The 5055-nt window shown below is 45.6% G+C and carries 4 protein-coding genes; 1 reads left to right on the top strand and 3 read right to left on the bottom strand.

Going from position 1 to position 5055, the window contains the following annotated elements:
* A partial coding sequence (locus tag QUA25_RS28560; RefSeq protein WP_333043056.1) for a DUF4347 domain-containing protein occupies positions 1-1412 on the bottom strand: 1412 nt, incomplete at its 3' end.
* 926 nt (positions 1413-2338) lie between these two features.
* Positions 2339-2476, bottom strand: coding sequence for a hypothetical protein (locus tag QUA25_RS28555; protein WP_333043054.1), 138 nt, complete (start codon positions 2474-2476; stop codon positions 2339-2341).
* A 533-nt stretch (positions 2477-3009) separates the two neighbouring features.
* Between QUA25_RS28555 and QUA25_RS29620 the strand changes: the two genes are divergently transcribed.
* Entirely contained in the window at positions 3010-3123 is a 114-nt protein-coding gene (locus QUA25_RS29620; RefSeq protein ID WP_445242262.1) for a hypothetical protein, read from the top strand.
* Positions 3124-3427: 304 nt separating this feature from the next.
* Here the strand turns inward: QUA25_RS29620 and QUA25_RS28550 are convergent.
* The coding region (locus QUA25_RS28550; RefSeq protein WP_333043052.1) for a choice-of-anchor Q domain-containing protein at positions 3428-5055 on the bottom strand (1628 nt) is incomplete at its 5' end.

Here is a 5055-nt window from a genome sequence, read left to right as displayed (position 1 = left end):
TTAACAGCTTTATTGTTAATAAAAGTGCTATTTTCCAAAACTATCTTATCTTCAAGATAGCCAAATAAAAATCCCGCTCCTCCTTCTCTGGCTCCGATATTGCCATCAAAAACGCTGTTGCGGATAGCAATAGTTCCGGCAACGGAACCGGGGGTTGCATTCGGCCCCGAAGCATTAGCGCCATCGACGTAAACTGCCCCGCCAACGCCTTTATCTGTGCGGTTGCCGGTGAATTTAGAGTTTTCGATCGTCATGCTGCCCAACAGGTTATTAACAGCACCGCCGTAGCTGCCTTTGTTGTTGGTAAATTCGCTATCTCTGATAGTCAGAACACCGCCGCTTTTAGTGGCGATCGCACCGCCACCACGTTCGGTATTATCCGCTAGGGAACCGTCATTGCCGTTAAACTTGCTGTTAATTACAGTCGTCGTGCTGCGAAAACCCGTGTAAATGCCGCCACCAAAACCGGCAACATTATTATTGACTTGGCAATTTTCTAAAGTTAAAGTGCTGCTACCTCCTGTTTGAATGCCACCACCGGCGCTAGTTGTCTGATTATTTGGGTCAGTACCAGAAACTTTGCCGTTGGCAACAATTAGGTTTTTTAGAGTAACATTTGTTGCACCTTCTGTGAGGATTACCCGCGAAGTATTGTTGCCACTGATGGTTAAATTTGCTGCACCAACGGCATCAATTGTCAAGTTTTTGTTGATGACAAGTTGACCGTTCGTGAGAGTAATTGTTTGGCTGGCAAGAGTGGAGGCAAATTCAATGGTATCGCCGGCTGCTGCGGAGGCGATCGCATCTCTTAATGAACCGGGCCCGCTATCATTATTGTTGGTAACGGTAATAGTCTTTAAAGTCCCTTGATAATCAGCCATTGCTTCTGGAGTCAAGGCTAGCGGTGCTTCAATATCCCCTTTGGCAAACTCCAAATTCCAGTTACCACCGCGGCCAGTGCGATCGCTAGATGCCGCAATATCAGCCCCGGTTAACTCGCCCAGGCGATCGACAAAATCGCTTCCCGAACCCGCCGCAACATCGCAACCGTAAAGAACAATATCGGCTTTGTCGCTTAGCGCATTTCGCCACCCTTGCAACTGGCTTTCATAGTGCGGCAAATTATCCGAATTCAGCGTTGCAGAACCTAGCTGCAAGCTGCCAGAATTGCCGTGAGAAATAATGTGAACCGAGTCTATCGCCCCGTTAGTCGAGGCATATTTTTCAATTTCAGAGCTGATTTGTTCGATGCCGTTTTTGGTACTATCGAGTATTACTACCTGCTGTCCCGGCACCACTCCCGCTGTTATTGACTCGTAATCTTTTACGCCTGAGTCTATGAAGACTAAGCAGCGCGGTGGCATTTTTTCCCAAGCAGATTGTGAGTTAACTTGAGCGAATGTAGAACTCATATTGAAGACTCCATTAAGGGCATTATTAGTAGATACACCCCGGAGTTATCTTATCAAGCGTATGTGATAAATATGCAATTTTGGCAATTGACTTTTGTATGGGTTGAGCTAATCTGAACGGAGGATAACAGAGCCTAATTGCAGTTGGTTCTAGCGACCGTCAGAAGTTAGGCGAACTTTATCAATCTCTCTAAGAACAATAGTCCGGACAGTTTTTATATGACCCAATAGCTTATTCTGTAGGACTTCGTAGCCCCTGTGGATCATTAAATCAATGTCAGCTCCACCCCGCTGGTTGCATTTAATTGGACTTTATTTATGATCCTTGCGCCGCCTAAGCTTGTAGTCTCGTTCCAAAAACTGTCCGGAGTATTGTAAGAATAGAGGCATATTTTTGAAGTGCCGAGGTAATTTTCTCGATACAGTCAGATTTCCCAGCCAAAATTATGGAAACAAAATCTTCACATTCCTTGATGCAGGAGTCTTTGAATCCAAAGCTTTTGTATAGGGAATTTGCGTATTCCGAGGCGCGAGTCGTTTCCCTTAAAGAAGTCAACCTATTGCGTCCTCCAAAAGTGAGTTTAGTGGTAGATACAGCCTTGGATTCAGAGGTTCTGAAATTGCTAGCGATCGTGTTTATTTCGCTCATTCTTATTTAACCTATCTATTAGTTTCCCCTATTTCTGCAGCACTGTCATCCGCAATCGCACGGAATTTATTATATGTGTGTTTTCCCTTACTTTTGGCAAACGCGCAATTACGGATAGATCCGATATCCTACTGGTGATACCACTTTTAAAAAAGAAGCCAAATCTAGGCCGGTGCTTCAAACCTCAATAGCCATTAGTCATTCGGAATTCTAAAATCTAAAATTTAAAATCTAAAAGGGTATGACAGTTAGTTGATTTGCCTCCCAACTGCACCGCTCAAGATTCTGTGGAAGATGGCGGTTTTTTTCCTGCATTGCGAATATTAATAATATTGTTGAGCGCCTCAAAGCACAAAGCCGCCCCCATAGAAATAGCTACGTCGCTCAATATCCAACCAAACAATTTTGCAATCAAAGCCGATCACAATAAATTCCCCTGCCTATCACGTTCTAAGCTGTTATGTTCGCTCCATCCAAAAGGCAATACGGTTCAGTTAGCGCTTTAAGACGAATTTCATTTCACGCATTTATGAGACTTCCAGACTTGTGAAAGGAAATCCGATTATTCTTATGTGAACATTATTGATCCAAAAGGCAGAGCTACCTGATCCAAAGCTCGATCGACATCCTGTTGAACTTTTGTCAGACTGGTTAAATTATTTGATTTAGTCTTAGCATTGTTTGCAACCAACTGCTGAGCGTACAAATTAACAGTCGATCGCTACAGCCACCTTTTGGTTAATCTTAGCATTGCTCGCAGTGTGGGCGAGTTGGCAGATTTGGCAATGGTTACGTTTTTTTTATATTTATAATTTGAAAGAGAGGAATTAAACAACTGGTGGAAGTGCGAAAAAAATAATTAAAGATGTGTCGGTAGCAGCGTGGTTATTGCTATCGAAAAAGTTGCCGTAAAAAGGGAAATACCGCAAAGCTTGTCGCTGTCTTTACATTGCCGTTTTGCAGCGGTTAAACGATGCGAAAACCGTGGTTTATCAACCAAGCCGTACTGAGGCAGAATATTTGCAATTAATCCAGCAATTACCCCAGCCCGCGCCTTACTAAACAGTGAGCGGAATATACCAGCCACTAGATTTTGAGAATAGGGAAGCTGACACCTCAACCTTTGAACAGTGTCAGAAATCTTATCAATAAATTAAGGATTAAGTAGGTAAACGCAAAAAAACAATAATATCCAATCAATAATTTTATGACCGGGTTTTACCAACAATAATTACCACAAACCGACAATATCAAAAACCCCCACTTAATAGCCAATTGCAATCTACTTCCTTCCATCTACAAGGGTTCAAGGTCGTACTCGAATAACGGGCGTAGCGTCTAAGAGTACGACCTTGAAATGGTTCTATCAGACCGAAGTAGCAAATGGGTTGAAGGCGACGAAACTAGCACCTACCCCAGCAATAAGATTCGGGTCAGTGCCACCTCCAATCAGCCCTGTAGGTGAAGGTAACCAGTTCTGCGCGGCCTTGACTGTCACACTAGGATTAGCGCTCGCCACCCCATTGAAAGAGTTGGTGATGAAATTGCTTATATCCACTGTTGTCGGCCCTGAACCACCAAGCAAGCTGGAATCCTGTAACGGGATACCACCGATATTGAGACCACCACCAATATTAGCGTTGGTGATATCGTTGTTCTCAATATCGGTATGGCCACCTTGCAAGCGTATCCCCTCTTGCCTGACATTGCTAACTTTGTTGTTGTCGATCGCACTAGCTGAACGAAAGTCAGTAATTGAATCACCGACAATGCTCGCTGCACTCACCACATTAGAAATCCCTTGATATTCAATATTCCGCACTAGGTAGTCGGAACCATCGTTTTTGAAGGAGGTGGCGACGTAGGCAGCGGTGGGGCTATCGTAGGCTTTGGTGGAGAACCGCAGTTCGTCAAAAATAGCGCCGCCGAGAGAGTCTCCTACTATCTGGAATTTGAAACTGCCATCGGTGCGATCGCCAATTACAGTCACTCCATCTGAAGACACAGTAATCGGTTTTGGAGCGCTCGGAGCGTTGAGGCGAGCGATCGTAAAATTGGTGGCTGGTACCAGAACCCCATTATTAAAGATTTGCAGGAAAGCAACTTCATTGCCTTGATCGCCCAAACCAGGACTTGTTTTGGGACTCACTCCACTGAGGTCGATCGTTGTGCTAGTGATGTCTTGGTGATCTGCCCATTTCACCTTCAGCGCCTGAGATTGATTGGTGTTGGGGTTATGGTTGATTTCCGCCCGAATTTTCTTGGCGTCGGTGAACCAACCATCATAAGAGGATGGGACACCAATACCACCGGTACTGCCGTAGCTCAACCAGCTTTTAGGGTTTTCGTTGCTTGCTAACGTGAGGTTGCTGATGACATTCGGGTTAAGATAGTCAGTTTCCACGCCGTCAAAAGCTATCCCAGATAGTTGGATGCCTTGATTCTGGGCGGCATTGGGCCATTGTGCGATCAGGTCAGTGATGCTGCTGTAATTATTAGTTTGACCCAAAGAACCAGTAAGAGTTGGCGCGGGCGTCGGAGTAGGCACCGGGACGACACTACCTCCCAATTCAAAAGAGCCGCTGTCGACGATGGCACCTGGAATGCTATCGCCATCTTGAGGGCGAGTCACGCCACGCTGATCCTTGGTGGGTGCGCCCGTAGCAATCCCTTGATCAATGGCCGGACTTCCTGTCAGCAGCGGCCTGACTAAAGCACCGTTGAGGTTTTGCAAAGGGCCAAGTAAGGGGTCTGCGAGCGTAATACTTGCCGTCGCATTGTAATCGTTGAAGTTAGTAGTTTTTTTGACAGGCCACTGAAAATTGCCACCTTGGTCAGTTAGTTCGCTGCTGGTGTGCTGCTGAATGCCAAACTCATTCCCCGCCGTGTTGTTAGAAAAAATCGTGTTCTTGACACCGACAGGCTTTCCCGACGCCGCCGAGATGCCTCCGCCCACCCAACGGGCGGAATTATCGGCAATGGTGGTGTTGACGA

It is taken from the genome of Microcoleus sp. Pol17C6 (assembly GCF_036701145.1).
In the GTDB taxonomy this organism is placed as follows: domain Bacteria; phylum Cyanobacteriota; class Cyanobacteriia; order Cyanobacteriales; family Microcoleaceae; genus Microcoleus.
The sequence above is the reverse complement of the archived record's forward strand: the minus strand, read 5'-3'. Positions and strand labels throughout refer to the sequence as shown.